This is a genomic window from Bacteroidota bacterium (assembly GCA_034439655.1).
GTDB lineage: Bacteria > Bacteroidota > Bacteroidia > UKL13-3 > UKL13-3 > CANJUD01.
In genome coordinates, this window is sequence record JAWXAU010000126.1 from 1 (window position 1) to 18,162 (window position 18,162).

Sequence of the window (18,162 nt, forward strand, 5' to 3'; positions counted from 1 at the left end):
AAAGAAAGGGACTAATCCCCCCGCATCCCGATAATTATCGGGATTAAGCGGGGCTTTCGGGATGTAGTTCGGCATTACCATTCTACAAACTAATCCGCCACAGGCGGAGAACTATTATAGGTTAAGAATTGGTATAAGAAAATTGAAAAGAAGTTAGTGAAAACAAAAACAGATGGCTGTCGTTAATTATCGTGTGCTTACTTATCAAACTTATATCCGACACCTTTTACGGTGCCAATATAATCATCGCCAAGTTTTTCACGAATTTTGCGAACATGCACATCAATGGTGCGGTCAATAACCAGTACATCATCGCCCCATATTTTTTCCAAAATAGTTTCGCGGTTGAATACTTTCCCTGGCTTGGACGCTAATAGATATAATAGTTCGAATTCTTTGCGTGCCAATTGGATTTTTTCGAGACCACGAAATACCATAAACTGTTCGCGGTCTATTAATATATCTCCAACTGTAAGCGTTTCCGATTCTTTAAGCGTGCTTTTGCGGCGAAGAATGGCTTTAAGTCTGCTTAGTAGCAACCGTGGTTTGATAGGTTTGGCCACATAGTCATCAGCACCGGCATTGAATCCACTAATCTCAGAATACTCTTCGCTACGGGCTGTTAGGAATACGATGAAATTTCCTTTCATTTCGGGAAGTTCACGCAGTTGAATGCAGGTTTCAATTCCATCTTGAATAGGCATCATCACATCTAACAGTACTAAATCGGGATTAAATACTTTGGCTTTCTCCACAGCTTCTTTGCCATTGGCAGCTGTTTCCACTCTATAGCCATCTTTAATGAGATTGTATGAAATAAATTCAACAATGTCTGGTTCATCATCTACCACCAATATTTTATGGCTTGTATTATTACTCATATTATTATTTTGTTGCTGCAATATTATTATAATAATTTGACTAGCGTGTTACGTGTGAGTTACGTGTGAGTTACGTTTGTGTTATGCGTTAAAAAAGCTTGTCCAAGAGCAGATTTTCACTAGCTAAAAAGGCGAGCCTCGGTATTAGAGAGTATATAATACACCTCTGCAAACTTACAATAATTTCGTCAAGATTTTTTTTTAAATATTGAAGTCCTGTTCATATTTTCATAATCAACTAATAACGCTATGATAACCCCATGCCAATAGTGTGATAACGCTATGATAATTATTTTGCAGCACCAAATAAGGCAAATAAAAAAACACAAAAACATAATTTATCAAAATGAAAAAACGCAAATTACTTACGCTTGCTACAATCCTGTGCATGGGATTATCGGCACTTGTTACCAATGCACAAATTACTGTTGTTACTATACAAGATAGTATAAGCACCGACACCAAATGGGCCTGCGATAAACAATACCTGCTAAAAGGGTATATATATGTAACGGCAGGAGCTACTCTCACAATAGACCCTGGTACTATTATTAAAGGCGATAAAAACAGTAAAGGCACTTTAATTATTGAACGTGGTGCTAAAATTATGGCTGCAGGTACACTTGCAAATCCAATTGTTTTTACCAGTAATCAAGCGGCAGGCAACCGCAGTTATGGTGATTGGGGTGGTTTAGTTATTTGTGGAAGTGCACCTACCAATTGGATTGCAGGACAAGGCCAGGTAGAAGGTGGTCCACGTAGTTTATACGGTGGTACTAATGCACAAGACAATTCAGGTATCTTAACTTTTGTACGTCTTGAATTTGGCGGCATAGCTTTTTCACCCAATAATGAGGTGAACGGACTTACACTATGTGGTGTGGGAGAAGCTACTACAATTCACCATATACAAGTATCATACTGTGGTGATGATAGCTATGAGTGGTTTGGCGGAAATGTAAATGCCAAATACTTGGTATCATATCGCTGCTGGGACGATGATTTTGACAATGATGTTGCCTACAAAGGCAAAAACCAATTTTTAGTATCCATGCGTGACCCTTATGCTGCTGACCAATCGGGAAGTAAATGTTTTGAGAGTGATAGTTATCTAAGTGGAACCAAAACAGGTTTAAGTGGCGACACTAGTGGGCTTAATCGTTCCATATATGCAAATGTAACTGCTGTAGGACCGCTAGTTAGCCCAACGTCTACCGCTTATGATCCTCAATTTATAGCTGCCGCCCATATAAGAAGAGGCAGCAGTATGAGCATCCTGAATAGTTTGCTTATAGGATATCCTGCTGGAATATTAATTGATGAATCATCATCTTCCTTTGGCTCAACTGTAGCCAATCTGCAAGACTCATTATTAGAAATTGCAGGAGTAGTAATTGCAGGAATTCCATCAGGAGGAAGCCCTGCACAAAAAGAAGTAATGTATGTGGTAAATGGTGCCCGTAACTTAACACCTACCAATACAAGTGCTGATACTGTTACTGGCAACCCATTTGCACCTTATGATGGCCCATTCTCGTGGTTCAACAACAAAAGTCATCGCAATAAAATATATGCAAATGCTCAAAATGGTTTAAAACTTCAAAGCCCATTCAACTTGGTGAATCCCAATTTTGTACCCACAAGTAGTTCGGCTATATGCTACAACAGCAAAGGGCTGCCTTCCTATATGACCGATAAGTCGCATTTTGCTACTACTGACCCTTTCAGTAATGGAAAAACCTATCCCTTCAATGCTACTAAACCAATCAATACCGATACCTCTAATTGGTTTGCTAATTATAATGCCCCCGATTTAGTTCCATCTACTAGCCCTAAATTATCAGATCCATTCTTTGATAAAGTAAACTATTTAGGTGCGTTTTCTGGCACGCAAACCACTAGCGACGACTGGACTAAAGGCTGGTGCAACTTTGACCCTGTAAATACTGATTATTCTGGTGTATGCAATAAATTAAGTATCACAAAAGTAAACAATACTTTTACTGCACATGTATTCCCCAATCCTGCTCACGACTATACTACTATCTCAATATCACTTACCATCAGTGCTGATGTTATGAGTAATCTATATGATGTAACAGGCAAATTGGTTTATAGTACTGGCAAACAAAATATGGGTGCTGGTCAAAATTATATCATTGTAAATACTGCTCAGCTTCCCGAAGGTATCTATTATAATAATATTACCAGTGGAAACACCACTATTACCAATAAAATTGTAGTAGTTAAATAAAATTAATTGTCTTTTGAATAAAAAAGTCCCTCATAAACGAGGGACTTTTTTGTTATATATAACACTATCATATCAATCATGAAATATAATTATTAGATTAAGCATAAATGTAATCAAGACAAAATAGCCCACCGATACCGTTGTTGTGTGTCCACACATTCCGATAGCTGTCGGGATTATTTTGATTAAATAATTATTCCACAATAACCTTAACCTTTTCGTTTCCTATGGAAAGTATATATAATCCCTTAGGTAAAAAACAAACTGATAAACTATATAATGCTTCTCCGTTAGTAAAAGTATCCGCCGCGGCGGATACTTTCTTACCTAACATATCATATATAACGACATTAGTTTTTGAAGGAGGTAAGCCGTTTATATATATAATCTTTAGCCCGTAAATGCAATACCCATAAAACATATAATTAAGGTTAGCTTTTTCATGGTCACTGTTCTTTAGTTTAATTCATCATTCCTCCCTCCAATTAGAGAGAGGTCAAATGGATATCTGTCTTTATTGCACAATCAATTTCACGGTCTTGCTTCCAACAGGTGTTTGCAATCGTAGCCAGTACATTCCTTTTGCAAGTTCAAAGGTATAACCAATTTTATAATTTCCTGCTTCTTGTTCACTGATATTTGCAATATCAGCCACTTTCATTCCGAGGGAATTTTGCAGACTTAAGTTCACACCTTTATATAATCACAACTCATTAATAAAAAAGAGGTGTGAACTCTCCGACCTTTCTCTCAAAAAGCAGGTAGTGGAATACCCATACATGGAAGAATTGAAGAAAAGAACACACCCCTGAGCGGGGTGCATTCAGTTCAACAAGACAGCCTGCATTGTAAATTTCCAGTTTAGCTTTTTGACCGTTTTGTTTTAAAGAACGCTTAATATTTTTTGATACTAATATTTTATTTCGTGGCAAAACAAAAGGATAAGAAACAAGTAAAATGTGAAAATTAGGGATTTCCCTAGTATGATACCTAAGGAAAACCCCACATCTATCTCACTTACCTGCCGCAATATCGTAGAATTAAATAATGACAGTGGTCTAATGACCTAAATGAAGTTGAGAAAAAACCTCACGGCATCTGTTCGTAATGATCTCGACTGCAAGTGAGACAACCACTGGCTTTAGGCTTCTATTATGTTCGGAGTATGTATATACTTTAAAAATTTATTTGTGCCTGTAATCTCAAAAGGTTTCCTTTTTGAAAATTAGATTGCTTACCATAATCTTCAAATCTTCTTTCTGATATTGTGTAAATAGCAACCAACTCAAATTGCTTAACAGGCTGCCATTCTATGCCAAATTCTAGGTCATTCACTTTATAACTTCTTGCATCTTTTTCATGTTTTTTTCCTCCATCATAATATTGGTATTTAACGAACGGCATAATTACTTGATTTTTTAAAACTATATTGTACATCATTTGCACATAACCACCTTTTAAATCTCTCACTTCTATTGAGTCTGTAACCTTGTTAAACTCTGGACCTTTACCAACATTATATTCGGCTTGTATTCCAAATGGTTTTGGGTACACTATAAAAGATGCTGCAACCCGTTGGTCTAAGTAATTCAAATCTTTACTATATTTAACTCCAGTGCTCAGATTTGATTTGGTTAGCACAAACTTGCCTTTGTAAGCTTGAATTCCTGTTTCAATAATCTGATTTTTGATTTTAAAAGGATAGGTAACTCTACCCACTATATGTGGTTCATTATTTAGTTCGGGATTGTTAGCTGTTTGTCCATTGTATGCTCCCAAACCTATGATACCATAATCTCCAGACCCCTTTAATCCTGAGCGAACTAGTTCGCTAAATAATGCTCTTTTTTCTTTAGTTGCCCAGTAGAAAAACACCCCTAAATCTCGTTCATTAGATACGGCACTATTTAAAGCGTCATTACGGTCAAGTGCCAAACGATTTTGACTCGATTGCATATTTTCAAATCCAAAAGGTACTTTACTTTGTCCTATTCTAAAACGAAATTCATTATCTTTATCCAATCCTATATCAAAGTATGCATCTCTAAGTTGTGCAAAATGCAATTTATCACTTGTTGGGCTACTGGCAATATCAGGTTGAATATAAAAGTAAACCTGTTTGCTAATTTGTCCATAAAATATTATTCGCATTCGTCTTATAAAAAAACCTCCATCTTTACCCCAAGATTTGTCACATTGTTCGCATCCCAAATTCTCGTTGGTTTCAAGCAATCTATTATATCGTACTTGTGTGTAGCCTCGAATTGAGAAGCTCTCGTACCATTTTTTTTCAACGTGCTTTTCTTTTTTAATACTGGTTGAATCAGCTTGTGCACTTACTTTTATTGAAGTGATACAAATTGTTAAAACTAAAATAAAGGGTATTAGATTTTTCATTGTTAAATATTTATTACTATTAATTAAATGTTAATGTAACCGCAAAAGTATATTAATCAATCATGAATAATAAAACCAAAACATTACTGTAATGTTAAATTTATGTTAAGTAGGATAAAGACCACCCATAACATAATACCGAAACTCAATATATAGTAGTCCCAAAAAAAAGGGGTAATCCCGAATGCTTTCGGGATGTAGTTCGTCATTACCATTCTACAAACTAATCCGCCACAGGCGGAGAACCATTAATGCTTAAGAAATGTTATAACATTATAATATAATCGTTAATACTTTAATATTACTTGTATATATAATAATACCGAAACTAAACATATAATCGTGCAAAGTAGGAGGAAAAGCCCCCGCAAGTTTGCGGGGCTTTGGGGATGTAATTCGGAATTTTCATTCTAAAAACTAATCAGCCTCAGGCAGAGAACTATTTTAGTTTAAAAATTTGTATAAAACATTTTATCAAAACATGTTGTCAAATAAAATCAGCATTGATTCCTTCATAGAATTTGAATAATTGTACTACCATAATTGAGATTTTCTAAATACGCCTATTTCGCATTTCAATAATATTCTCGTGAAAAAGATACCCCGATAACGAGGGTGCCGCCCTGCTAATTTTCAAAATAATTTCACCCTTTCAGGGTTGCAGGTTTACTCTATTTTGTTCAGCTATAATACTATCATCCTTTCCGTGGTTGCAATATAAAAATACGATGATTATTATTATATAGCAATGTCATCTTTCCGTGATTGCAAAATAAAAAACGCTGACTATTGTTCTATAATAATGTCATCACTGTGAGATTGCTTGTGGAATTTTGGGTAACTTATCGCACCAAACTAATTAGGTATTCTGAGCCACGAAATACATAAAATGCGTATCATATTATATTAGTTGTGAAGCGTGATTCTTCGTATCCACTTTGTCAATTATTTGTTCTATAATACCTTTTTCGCTTATAACAAAAGTTGTTCGGTTGATGCCCATATACTTTCTGCCCCACATTGTTTTTTCTCCCCACACTCCATAATCTAGGGCAATGATATGCTCAGTGTCGGCTAGAAGCGAAAAAGGTAAATCATATTTCGCAATGAACTTGCTATGTTTCTTTTCGGTATCGGGGCTTATACCTAGTATTTCGTAAGCTAGGTTTTGGAAACGGGCATAATTATCACGTAAGTCGCAAGCCTCGGCAGTACATCCGGGGGTGTCATCTTTGGGATAGAAGTATAATACTAATTTTTTGCCTTTGTAATCAACCAATGAAATAGTTTCACCTTTTTCGTTGGTACTCTTAAATATGGGTGCTTTTTCCCCTATCGTTAATGCCATGTAATTATAGATATTTGAAAGATGAATTAGGAAAGTAATTGTTGCCTAAGTAAAAACTCTAACTGCCCATTTACCTTTTCAAGCTCATTGTTCAGATTTTCAAGTTCCTCATTTTGGCTTGCCAATTTTTCATTTTTCTCTTTAACTTCTTCTAAAAGTCTAGTGCGTTCACGCCTAAGGAAAAAAACTTCAGTGCCCTGCTTAATTGTGGTAAGCATTTGGTGTTCATCCCAAGGTTTTTGATGGTATTGAAATATATTCCCTTTATTGATGGCATCGACCAAAGCTGTAAAATCGGTATAGCCAGTAAGTAATACTCTGATAGGTTCTGGATTAATTTCGACCAATTTTTGCAAAAATTCCGTGCCTGTCATCTCAGGCATCCGTTGGTCGGTAATAACCATGGCAAAATCGTGAAGATGGATTTCCTCCAAGGCTTTGATGGCTGAATCGCAGGTGTGCACCTCATAGTCTTTTCTAAAATGAGACTTAAACCCAATCAGATTCCCTGCCTCATCGTCAACATACAATATTTTTATTTTTGGGGTATTTAATTCTGAGTCCGTCATCCTAAATTCGCCTGCAATTTATTAGAATTTTAAAAATGTCCAAACAAAAATTTTCAGAAATAAAAAATCACCGCACCTTTAACTTCAAGCCTGAGGTATGTACATTCAACGACACAAAGGATATACGGCATTTTGAGAAGGCATATCTGGGTGTGCAAATTCATGATGAAATTGTTAGCCAACTGTATGAATTGATTAAAATTGAACACCCCACGGTCAACTTTAAGGGTACAGATGTATATACAACAGTGAGAGATTATGATAAATTGGAATATAAGGGAGTATGGTTTTATTACCCCTGGAAAAACACTTTGGTGCATACTTTACAAAAAGAAGATTTTATAAAGGTGCGTACCAATCGCAATTTATATAAAATTACTCCTGCACAACAACAATTGCTAAGCACTAAAACTATTGGAATAATTGGACTCTCGGTGGGCAGCATTATTGCTACAACTATGGCCATGGAGCGAATAGCGGGTAATTTTAAGTTGGCAGATTTTGACACTCTGGAATTGTCGAACCTAAACCGCGTAAAAGCAGGGATAGACAATTTGGGTTTACCCAAAGTAGTTGCTACTGCCCGACAAATATTGGAAATGGATCCCTATATTAATATCGAACTTTTTGAAGAAGGGATTACCGAAAACAATATAGATACATTTATTGGAGGTAAAAAGCCCCTTGATATTTTGATCGAGGAGTGTGATACTTTATATATAAAATTTTTGGCCCGAGAAAAATGCAAATCATTGCGGATACCTTTAGTAATGGATACGAGTGAAAGGAGTATGCTTGATATTGAACGATATGATTTGAATAAATCGCAAGCCTTATTTAATGGATTGGTGAAAAATATAAGTTCAGACCGAATATTAAAGATGAGTGCGATTGAAAAATTTGCAACCACAGTGCAGATAGTTGGCGAGGAGAATCTATCAGTAAAAATGAAAGCCAGTTTTTTGGAGATCCAACAAAGTATCCCCACTTGGCCACAATTGGCTTCATCGGTAGTGGGTGGAGGAGCATACACCACCATGGTGGCTCGTAGAATACTATTGGGCGAAAAAATACTGTCAGGAAGATATATCATGGATGCCGAAAGTATGATATTATCTGAACCAAAGGAAGCTATTAAAATAGATAAAAGTGACTGGGAATTGCCAAAAAAAGATATATTAACTGCGAAGCAACAAAAGCAAATTATTGGTCGCATAAAAAAGCAATATATATCTACAGAATCTATCGATAGTAAAACCATCAAAGCAATAGTAAAAGCAGGCTGCCGAGCTCCCTCAGGAGGAAATACGCAACCTTGGGAATGGATATTTAAACAAAATGTACTCTATCTTTTTCACCGCACCGAATTATCACATTCATTATTGGATAGTCAGCAATATGGAAGTTATATAGCTTTTGGGGCTGCTCTTAAAAATGTGGACATAGCCGCAAAGCATTTCGGTTTCAAAGCCAGCTATAATCGATTCCCCGATTCTGATTCGAGATTGATTGCAAGCATTGTATTTAAAAAGGAAATTTCTGAGGACGCTAATGCATTTTATGATGCACTATTTCATCGTGTAACCAATAGAGAAATAGAACCACAAAAACTAACAGCCGCCGATAAGAAGAATATCATAGAACTAGAAAAGCTCAAAATGCCCAAAGGTTTAATTCTTCATACCGTTACCGATGAGGCTACCAAAAAATTGATGGGCGAATTTACAGGACATGGAACTGTATTTCGTTTCTTAAGTGACCGAGGTCACTATGACCTCTTTGAAAAAGAAATAAGATGGACAGAAAAAGAATATAATAAAACCAAAACGGGTATCGATATGGAATCTTTGGGTGTGGGTAAAGGTGAGGAAACCCTTTTTCGCTTTGCAGCCCAACCAGAGGTGATGCACAGCATGAAAAACTTTGACGGTGGGAACATCTTTTTCAACAGTGATGTGAAGGCCGCTCTCAATTCGATTTTTATAGGTATAATTGCAGGTAACAAGCACGATAATACTAGCTGGATAAAGGCCGGAGAACAACTACAAAACGTGTGGTTGTGGCTTACCCATCAAGGTTATGCGGTGCAACCGATAGCAGCTTCAGTATTTATGGCAAACCAATTTCAGCACTTACCCAAAAATAGCAAACTTGAGGAAGCAGTTCTGAAAAAATGGACAGCTATAAAAAAAATACTGCCATCAGGTTATGAACCTAAATTCATCATTAGAATATATAAACCTTTAAAAAATCAAAAAATTGCTCTGCGAAAAAATACCAATGAGGTGTTGAAAATTATGAGCTAAAAAAATCCCATGATAGCAAATGTAAAAGTTTTTAGGCCCATCGACGATGCCATGTCCACCGACAAGTTTATTGCAGGCTACGCAGAAGTACTGAAGGTATATGGTGTAACCAAGGTAACCTCAACCAATACCGATTGGCGATATAATCCTAATAATTATATTATTTTATTTGAAGATGAGCATGGTGATAAAGCATTAGGTGGTGGGCGGATACAGATTTTCACACCCGAACAACGCTTGCCCATGGAAAGTGCGGTAATGGAGAAGGACCCTAAGATATATGATATCATTAGAGAATTTAAACATTATGAAGCTGCTGAATTTTGTGGTTTATGGAATTCAAAAGAAGTAGCGGGGCATGGCATTGGCAGTATTTTTTTAGGCCAAGTTTGTGTTGCTATTTCCACCTTAATCCATCTTAAAGGCCTTTTTGCCCTTTGCTCTCCTCCATCACTCAGGAATGCTGTGCAAGCAGGTTTTGAGGTTATACGTTCACTTGGAAATAATGGAACATTTTATTATCCGAAAGAAAATCTCTTGGCAACAGCAACCTGTGTGAAAGACTTGGTAAACCTCTCAACAGCGGACCCCAAACACCGCGTTGAAATTTTATCTTTGAGAAACAACCCCGAGCAGGTATATCATGCAAATGGACCCAAAGGTGATCTAGTAATGAACTGCAATCTGAGCATTACACGTAGTAGGAGATGAAACTTAGGTTATATATAGTCTTTACTTTAGTTTATTTATATAAACCTGTTTCCGCTCAAATTATTTTTGAACAAAAAACAGGCGAGATGAATTTAGGCAAAAAATTAGATTACTTTGTAGATTCTAACCAAACTTTGCAAATTGGAGAGGTAATAAAACTTCCATTCAATAAAAAAATTTCAAGTGATTTTGAAATACCCAACTTGCAACTTACCAATTTTAATTTTTGGTTTAAGTTTCAAGTAAAAAACTACTCCGAATACCGCAAAATATTATTGGTATACGACCAACCTATATTAAATGATATTATATTATATAAAGTAAAAAATGGTGTCATCGATTCCACAGTATCTGGCGAAAGGGTTCCCATAAGTGATAGACAATTTAAATATAATATCCCTGTATTTGAGGTGGTAGACGATTCATCTGATTATTATTTGAAAATAAGAAGTATAGGCACGCTACAACTTGACCTCAAACTTGCCACAGTCAATAAATTTGTGGAAGCACGATTTACCAAAAACCTATTATTGGGTATCTATTATGGTATACTCATTGTGATGTTTTTTTACAACTTTTTTATCTACTTCACGGTGCGGGATAAAACCTATATATACTATTCTGTATATATGATAGTACTTATCGTTACGCAACTTGCACTTGAGGGATATGGAAACGTACTATTATGGCCTGATAATTTATGGCTCACGCAATATGCTATACTTCTATTTTCGCCATTGGTCAATATAACAGGAATTCTGTTTGCCAATAAATTTCTGAATGTAAAGGAAAATATTCCCATTCTGCATAAAGCAAGTAAAATTGTATTGGCGTTGCTTATTTTTATACTTGCTGTTAATTTATTTTATTCTAGACCCGTTGGTTATTATTATTTGAGAACTTTAATGGGACTAAGTGCTACTTATTTATTTGTGACCAGTATAGTAGCTGTTAGAAAAAAAATTCCTTCAGCCACTTATTTTTTGCTGTCGTGGAGCAGTCTTATAGCAGCCTTGGTGGTATATATATTGCGTGATGCGGGCGTGCTCGAACATAACAATCTCACCAATTATGCACTACAAATAGGCACAGCGATAGAAGTAACCTTGCTCTCCTTTGCACTGGGCGATAAAATAAGACAGTATCGAGTTGAAAAAGAAATATCGCAGGCCGAAGCAGTGCGGGTGGCCAAACTAAATGAAGAAATATTGGCTGAACAAAATGTATTTTTGGAACATCAAGTAAAGGAACGCACCTCGGAATTGAACAAAACTTTGAGCGATTTGAAACTAGCCCAAACCAAATTGGTGGATACCGAAAAAATGTCGTCATTGGGTCAGCTTACCGCAGGTATTGCACACGAAATAAATAACCCTATTAATTTTGTGAGTTCCAATATCAAACCCTTAAAACGTGATGTACAAGAATTGTTGGACATAGTGCAAGAATCGGAAACATTATATATTGATGCTGGAGATACTGAAATGGTGGCCAAGCTCAATGCCATTAAGAAGAAATATGATTTTGATTATTTGAAAGAAGAAATCCCCTTATTATTTGATGCCATACAAAATGGTGCCGAGCGTACCGCCGAAATAGTAAAGGGTCTTAAATCATTTTCGAGAGTAGATGAGCAATCGCTTAGATTGTCCCACATTCACGAAGGAATCGACTCTACCTTGATGTTGCTAAAAACACAAATGGCTGGAATAATAGTTAGCAAAGAATATGGCGAAATACCCTTGGTAGAGTGTTTCATTGGGAAAATGAATCAAGTATTTATGAATATACTTAGCAATTCCGTTTATGCACTTAGTCATAGCAAAGAAACATTGACACCCCTCGAAATAAAAATAAAAACCTACAACGATGATATAAACTTATACATGGAATTTAGTGATAACGGATCCGGTATTTCCGAAGAAAATGTAAATAAAATATTTGAACCTTTCTTTACTACCAAACCAGTGGGTGATGGAACGGGGCTGGGATTGTCAATAGTTTATAGCATTATTGAAATGCACAAAGGCCAAATTATAGCATTGTCGAATAATAATTTTGGAACATTATTTAAAATCACCATACCTTTGAAACAAGAATGAAGCCATCTGAAAGCAAACCCAAAATTTTATACGTAGATGATGAACCACATAATATAACTGGTTTAAGAGCTATACTTCGTAAGGAATACGAGGTTATTGGGTGCATGTCAGTAAAGGAGGCTTATGTGTTATTAGCAGAGCAAGAGTTCCAAATAATAGTAGCCGATCTTAAACTGGGAGAGGATGATGGTGTGGATTTTTTGGACGATATCAGGCTAAAATATCCCCGCCCAGTAAAAATATTGCTTACTGCATTTTTCGATTTTGAAGCAGCGGTTAAAGGTATCAACAAGGCCAAAATATTTAGCTACCTATTTAAACCCCTCAACGAGGACGAGGTATTGTCGACCATTAGAATTGCTTACGAGCATTATCAGAATAATACATTGCTCGAGTTCAGGAAAGACGAACTAGAAAAAGCACATGAAGAACTTAACCGTTTCGTGTATAGTGCCTCACACGACATGCGTGCCCCACTTAGATCGATAATGGGCATTATAAAAGTGGCCGAAATGGAAGGTATTGATGAAAGGGTGCAACACTATTTTAGTTTGATAGAAAGAAGTGTGAACCAGCTCGATGCTTTTAATGTAAACCTTATTTCCTACTTTAAAAACAGTAAACAAGAAACTGTAATTGAACCTATTGATTTTAAAGAGATAGCCCGAGATATATTCGAACAATTCCAATACTATCCAGGGGCAGAGTCAATTAATTTTATAATAAACACAAACCAAAATACACCTTGGATGGGTGATCTATTTAGGATCAAAATTATTTTTAATAACCTAATAACCAATGCTATTAAATTTCAGCGGAACGAAATAGCCAATAAGCACATTATTTTTACGTGCGATACCAAAGGCCCAGACAAAGCTGTTTTAACATTTGAAGATAATGGTATTGGCATAGACGAAGAGAACCAAAAGAGAATTTTTGAAATGTTTTATAGGGCCACCAGAGAAAATTCAGGATCGGGAATCGGATTGTATATTGTAAAAGAAGCAATAAATAAAATAGGAGCTCTAATTAGAATTGAATCAAAACCAAATATGGGAACTAAATTTATTTTGGAAATACCATCTAAATTAAACATTGAAGCATGAAGTTTTTATTAATTGACGATAGCGAAATTGAACTTTATGTAACCTCTAGGTTGCTCGACAATGCAGGTTTATCTAGCAGTGTTCAAACATTTTTGGAGGCTAAGGATGCTTTGTCGCATTTGCATACCATAAAAATGGAAGACCATAATCTTCCTGATGTAATTTTGCTTGATATACATATGCCAACCATGAGTGGCTTTGATTTTTTAGATAATTATATACAATCGTTAGGAGAAGTGTTGAGCGAACGCATTTCTATTATCATATTGTCGAGCACGGCCGACCAGAAAGATTTTGAGAAAGCAGCCAGATATGAAGTGGTAAAAGGTGTATTTGATAAACCACTTGATACTATAAGGCTTAAAAGCTTACTAGAAGAAATCAATTCTTAATACATACTTTCTTAGTATATATAGTTTCATTACCCATTTTATCTAATACTTTTAAAGTTACTACCTGCCAGCCTTGTTGTGTTTGCGTATCGAAAAAGTAAGTAATCATATCGCTTTTGGCATCATACTCAGCAAGCACCCATTGGTTATTGAAATATAAATTATATTTATCTATTCCGCTCAGTTTGTCAACAATTTTAAAACTGAGGTGTCTGCCTTTTATATAATTTTTCTTGGTAATATTAATGGGTTTTATCACAGGTTTTTGCAAATCTTCACCTATAAAATAGATGCCAGGTTTAGCTACATTTCCTGAAACATACCCTCCTTTAAAACTACCACCCGCATATATTATATTTTTATTATAATCAATATAATACAATGCCGATTTGCTTGATGATGTGCTACCTTCATAATAAATATAAATGGTACAGGGTTTTACAAAGGTGATAGGCAAATCGGAATGTTTGTATTTTACCTTTACCCTACCGTTCCCAATTTCGATAGCTTCAAGCTCGTCGGGGATACTTAAACTATTTTCAAGATATTCAAGTTTGGAATAATTGTTAATTCTTTTCGGCTCACTTACTATTGAATCTTTCAGCGTATCGTTGATGCCCATTATAAAAAAATCGAACTGCTTTGAAAACCCTGCCAAGTCAATTGCTTCAATATTGATATGGTAAAGTTTATTTTCCTGTACCTCAAAAATACCTTCCCGTTTTGTTTGATAAAAATATAATTGATTTGAACTAAGTTTATAGAGTCTCTGATACTTGATTCCATAGTTCCACCAACTGCTATAGTTGAGGTGTCCGTTTACATATTTAGATTTATCGAATGAAAATTTTTCAAACTTACAAGTATAATATTTCTCATCGTTGATATATAAATTAATTTCGTACGGGTTAAAAGGTATCACTTTAAATGTGGTATAGTCATTCACCACTGCGTCAATCCCTGTGGTGCCTGCTGGTATAAATATTGTATCGGAGTTTAGCAGCCTCGACTGATTAGAATTAATTACCGCAAGTGTTTTATTTGCCTGAAAATTATTTGGATAAATCCTATTAATTGCTACTTGTTTTATTTCTGGTGCAATCGTGTCATTAACCTCAATGCCGAATAAAATTGGGTTTATGATTTCTTCTGTCTTTGTATCCCTAATTTCAAAATGCACATGCGGCCCCGATGAACCGCCAGTGTTCCCGCTCAAAGCCACCAATTGCCCTTTCACTATCCTTAGTTCGTCCTTTTTGGGAAACACATCTATTTCGAAACTTTTAACATTGTACTGGATTTGTTTTACGTACTTTCCTATCTCATCTGTATAAGAATTCAAATGTCCGTATACTGTGGTATAACCATTGGGATGGTCAATATACAATGCTTTGCCATAGCCGAAAGGTGATACTTTTATGCGAGAAACCCATCCATCGGCAGCAGCCAATACATTCATATTTTCTCTCTCATAAGTTGTGATATCAATACCTGAATGAAAATGGTCATTTCGCAAAGTACAAAAGCCACCCGAAAGGTAGATGGGTGAATCGATGGGAGAGCGAAAATAATCTTTTGGATAAGATTCCTGTGCAAAAACTAGGTTACTTGAAAGCAGAACAAAAACTATATATATATATATTATTTTTTTGTTCATTTAATCAATACTTCCAAATTTTTCTGTTCAAAAATATAAGCTTCCAGTTTGTCGCCAATTTGCACGGGGCCAACCCCAGCAGGAGTGCCCGTAAATATAATATCGCCTTTCTTGAACATAAAATACTTTGACATAAACGCTATAAGTTCGTCTATTTTATATATCATATCTGCGGTATTCCCTTGCTGCTTTTTCTCCCCGTTTTTATATAAGGAGAATTCTATCTTTTGCAAATCTTCGAATTTACTTTTGCTTATAAAATCTCCAATTGCTGCACTCATATCAAAACCTTTGGCTAACTCCCAAGGTAATCCTTTTTTCTTTAAATCATTTTGCAAATCGCGTGCGGTAAAATCAATTCCCAATGCTATTTCATCATAATACTTGTGAGCGAATTGAGGTAATATATGTTTACCCGTATTATTTATTTTTACAATCAATTCTACTTCGTAATGTATATCATTTGAAAACTCTGGATAATAAAAATCATAACCGGGTCTAAGCACAGCACTATCAGGCTTGATGAAGATAACCGGATTTTCTGGCACTTCATTTTGCAGCTCTTTTATATGCTCGCTATAGTTGCGGCCAACGCAAAGGATTTTCATGTTATTTAGGAGTAAGGGATAAGAAGCAAGGAATATGGGTTCCGCCGCGGCGGACGGCGTCAGCCCCTTATTCCTAATTGTTTTTATTCTTCGTTAAAATTAGGATACGTATAATTTGATGGTGGGGTAAATGTTTCTTTAATGGTACGCATACTGCACCAACGTAATAAATTTACTTTTGCTCCTGCTTTGTCATTTGTTCCGCTTGCACGCCCGCCGCCAAATGGTTGCTGACCTACTACAGCTCCTGTAGGTTTATCATTGATATAGAAATTACCAGCCGAGTGACGCAAAATTTTTGTAGCCAATTCTATAGCGTAACGGTCTTGCGAAATGACAGCACCGGTTAGTGCATAAGGAGATGTTTTATCCAATAGATGCAAAGTCTCTTCAAACTTATTATCTTCATAAACATATATAGTAAGTACTGGCCCAAATATTTCTTCGCACATGGTAACTGATTGCGGGTTTTGGGTAAGTATAATAGTTGGTCTAATAAAATACCCCTGCGATTTATCGTAAGTGCCGCCAGCAATTACTTTCACATTGGGGTCGGCATGTGCTTGGTCAATATAGGAAGCAATTTTGTCAAAAGATTTTTCGTCGATCACGGCGTTTACAAAATTCCTAAAATCTTCTACGGGTCCCACTTTAATGTTATTAACTTCTGTTACCAAATCGTTCTCCAATTTCGACCACAATGTTTTAGGAACATATACTCTGGAAGCCGCTGAACATTTTTGTCCCTGATACTCGAAAGCACCGCGAACTATTGCTGTTCGCACCACATCGGCATTGGCAGATGGATGAACCATGATATAATCTTTACCACCTGTTTCGCCCACTATGCGGGGATAGCTTTTATAAGTTTGTATATTGTCGCCAATTTGTTTCCATACATTTTGGAACACGCCCGTAGAGCCTGTAAAATGTATACCTGCAAATTCAGGATGTTTGAATATAATATCTCCTGTTTCGGGGCCACTTGTATATACTAAATTAATAACCCCACTAGGCACACCTGCTTCGCGGAAAATTTCCATCAATACATTGGCTGCATATATTTGTGTGAATGCAGGTTTCCATACCACTACATTCCCCATCATAGCTGCTGAAGTGGGAAGATTTCCTGCAATGGCTGTGAAATTGAAAGGCGTGAGAGCGAACACAAAACCTTCGAGGGGCCTATATTCCAATCTATTCCAAATTCCTTTCGATGATATGGGTTGTTCATTATAAATTTCGCTCATATAAGCCACATTGAAACGCAGGAAATCAATCATTTCGCAGGCTGCATCAATCTCGGCTTGAAATGCGTTCTTCGATTGTCCTAACATGGTGGCCGCATTTAGTTTATATCTGTAGGGGCCAGCTAAAAGTTCGGCAGCTTTCAAAAATATCGCAGCACGATGCTCCCACGGCATATTCTCCCAATCGGCTTTGGCCGCAAGTGCCGCATCGATTGCTTGTTGCACATGCGATGCATCGCCCCTGTGAAAACGCCCAAGCTTGTGGTGCCTGTCGTGAGGCGGGTGCAAATCGGTGGTATTTCCGGTTCTCAACTCTTCACCTCCAATATACATGGGTATATCCAAAGTTTTTGAGCGTGCCTCGGTCACTGCTTCTTTTAATAATTTGCGTTCAATACTACCTGGTGCATAAGAATATATAGGCTCATTTACTGGTATTGGGACTTTGAAAAAACCGTTCATTTTGTAATTGTTTAATTTGGGTGCAAACCTACAAAAACAAAGTCCTAAAAAAAATCACAAAACAAAGATAAAAAAATATCTGATTTTATGACGAAAATGAACTTAATTCGCATCCCTTT

The 18,162-nt window shown here is 36.3% G+C and carries 15 protein-coding genes; 6 read left to right on the top strand and 9 right to left on the bottom strand.

Features of this window, described 5'->3' with window-relative positions:
* Positions 1 to 197 precede the first annotated feature (197 nt).
* Positions 198 to 881: a response regulator transcription factor gene (locus SGJ10_08830; GenBank protein ID MDZ4758228.1), complete on the bottom strand. Its 684-nt coding sequence runs from the start codon at positions 879 to 881 to the stop codon at positions 198 to 200.
* Positions 882 to 1,227: 346 nt separating this feature from the next.
* Between SGJ10_08830 and SGJ10_08835 the strand changes: the two genes are divergently transcribed.
* Positions 1,228 to 3,135, top strand: a complete 1,908-nt coding sequence (locus SGJ10_08835) for a T9SS type A sorting domain-containing protein (GenBank protein MDZ4758229.1) — start codon at positions 1,228 to 1,230, stop codon at positions 3,133 to 3,135.
* A 193-nt stretch (positions 3,136 to 3,328) separates the two neighbouring features.
* Here SGJ10_08835 and SGJ10_08840 read toward each other — a convergent pair whose 3' ends face one another.
* The 5 genes from SGJ10_08840 to SGJ10_08860 all read right to left on the bottom strand — a co-directional run bounded on the left by SGJ10_08840 (position 3,329) and on the right by SGJ10_08860 (position 7,449).
* Positions 3,329 to 3,556 (bottom strand): T9SS type A sorting domain-containing protein, encoded by a 228-nt coding sequence (locus SGJ10_08840; GenBank protein MDZ4758230.1) that lies wholly within the window; start codon positions 3,554 to 3,556, stop codon positions 3,329 to 3,331.
* Positions 3,557 to 3,649: 93 nt separating this feature from the next.
* On the bottom strand, positions 3,650 to 3,826 hold the full coding sequence (locus SGJ10_08845; GenBank protein MDZ4758231.1) for a hypothetical protein: 177 nt from the start codon (positions 3,824 to 3,826) through the stop codon (positions 3,650 to 3,652).
* A gap of 485 nt (positions 3,827 to 4,311) precedes the next feature.
* The gene (locus SGJ10_08850; protein ID MDZ4758232.1) at positions 4,312 to 5,532 is read right to left on the bottom strand and encodes a porin; all 1,221 of its coding nucleotides are present in this window, start codon (positions 5,530 to 5,532) and stop codon (positions 4,312 to 4,314) included.
* A 901-nt stretch (positions 5,533 to 6,433) separates the two neighbouring features.
* A complete protein-coding gene (bcp, locus tag SGJ10_08855) occupies positions 6,434 to 6,880 on the bottom strand; it encodes a thioredoxin-dependent thiol peroxidase (GenBank protein ID MDZ4758233.1) in 447 nt (148 codons plus the stop codon).
* Positions 6,881 to 6,906: 26 nt separating this feature from the next.
* Entirely contained in the window at positions 6,907 to 7,449 is a 543-nt protein-coding gene (locus tag SGJ10_08860; GenBank protein ID MDZ4758234.1) for a response regulator, read from the bottom strand.
* A 35-nt stretch (positions 7,450 to 7,484) separates the two neighbouring features.
* Here SGJ10_08860 and SGJ10_08865 point away from each other — a divergent pair, with 35 nt between their 5' ends.
* From SGJ10_08865 to SGJ10_08885, 5 genes are read left to right on the top strand one after another with little or no spacing between them, the layout of a single operon-like run.
* Entirely contained in the window at positions 7,485 to 9,755 is a 2,271-nt protein-coding gene (locus SGJ10_08865; protein ID MDZ4758235.1) for an Rv1355c family protein, read from the top strand.
* A gap of 9 nt (positions 9,756 to 9,764) precedes the next feature.
* A complete protein-coding gene (locus SGJ10_08870) occupies positions 9,765 to 10,466 on the top strand; it encodes a hypothetical protein (GenBank protein ID MDZ4758236.1) in 702 nt (233 codons plus the stop codon).
* Complete coding sequence (locus SGJ10_08875) at positions 10,463 to 12,568, top strand: 7TM diverse intracellular signaling domain-containing protein (GenBank protein MDZ4758237.1); 2,106 nt, start codon at positions 10,463 to 10,465, stop codon at positions 12,566 to 12,568. The genes SGJ10_08870 and SGJ10_08875 overlap by 4 nt, the downstream gene beginning before the upstream one ends.
* Positions 12,565 to 13,674 carry a hybrid sensor histidine kinase/response regulator gene (locus tag SGJ10_08880; protein MDZ4758238.1) on the top strand — a complete coding sequence of 370 codons (1,110 nt, stop codon included), beginning with the start codon at positions 12,565 to 12,567 and terminating at the stop codon, positions 13,672 to 13,674. Before SGJ10_08875 ends, SGJ10_08880 begins: the two co-directional genes overlap by 4 nt.
* Complete coding sequence (locus SGJ10_08885; protein ID MDZ4758239.1) at positions 13,671 to 14,066, top strand: response regulator; 396 nt, start codon at positions 13,671 to 13,673, stop codon at positions 14,064 to 14,066. Before SGJ10_08880 ends, SGJ10_08885 begins: the two co-directional genes overlap by 4 nt.
* On the opposite strand, the gene SGJ10_08890 is transcribed toward SGJ10_08885, so the two are convergent.
* The 3 genes from SGJ10_08890 to pruA form a co-directional block, all read right to left on the bottom strand.
* A complete protein-coding gene (locus SGJ10_08890; GenBank protein MDZ4758240.1) occupies positions 14,056 to 15,723 on the bottom strand; it encodes a M23 family metallopeptidase in 1,668 nt (555 codons plus the stop codon). The two genes, SGJ10_08885 and SGJ10_08890, sit on opposite strands and share 11 nt — an antisense overlap.
* On the bottom strand, positions 15,720 to 16,331 hold the full coding sequence (locus SGJ10_08895; protein MDZ4758241.1) for a fumarylacetoacetate hydrolase family protein: 612 nt from the start codon (positions 16,329 to 16,331) through the stop codon (positions 15,720 to 15,722). Before SGJ10_08895 ends, SGJ10_08890 begins: the two co-directional genes overlap by 4 nt.
* 83 nt (positions 16,332 to 16,414) lie before the next feature.
* On the bottom strand, positions 16,415 to 18,043 hold the full coding sequence (pruA, locus tag SGJ10_08900; protein ID MDZ4758242.1) for an L-glutamate gamma-semialdehyde dehydrogenase: 1,629 nt from the start codon (positions 18,041 to 18,043) through the stop codon (positions 16,415 to 16,417).
* Between the last annotated feature and the right edge of the window lie 119 nt (positions 18,044 to 18,162).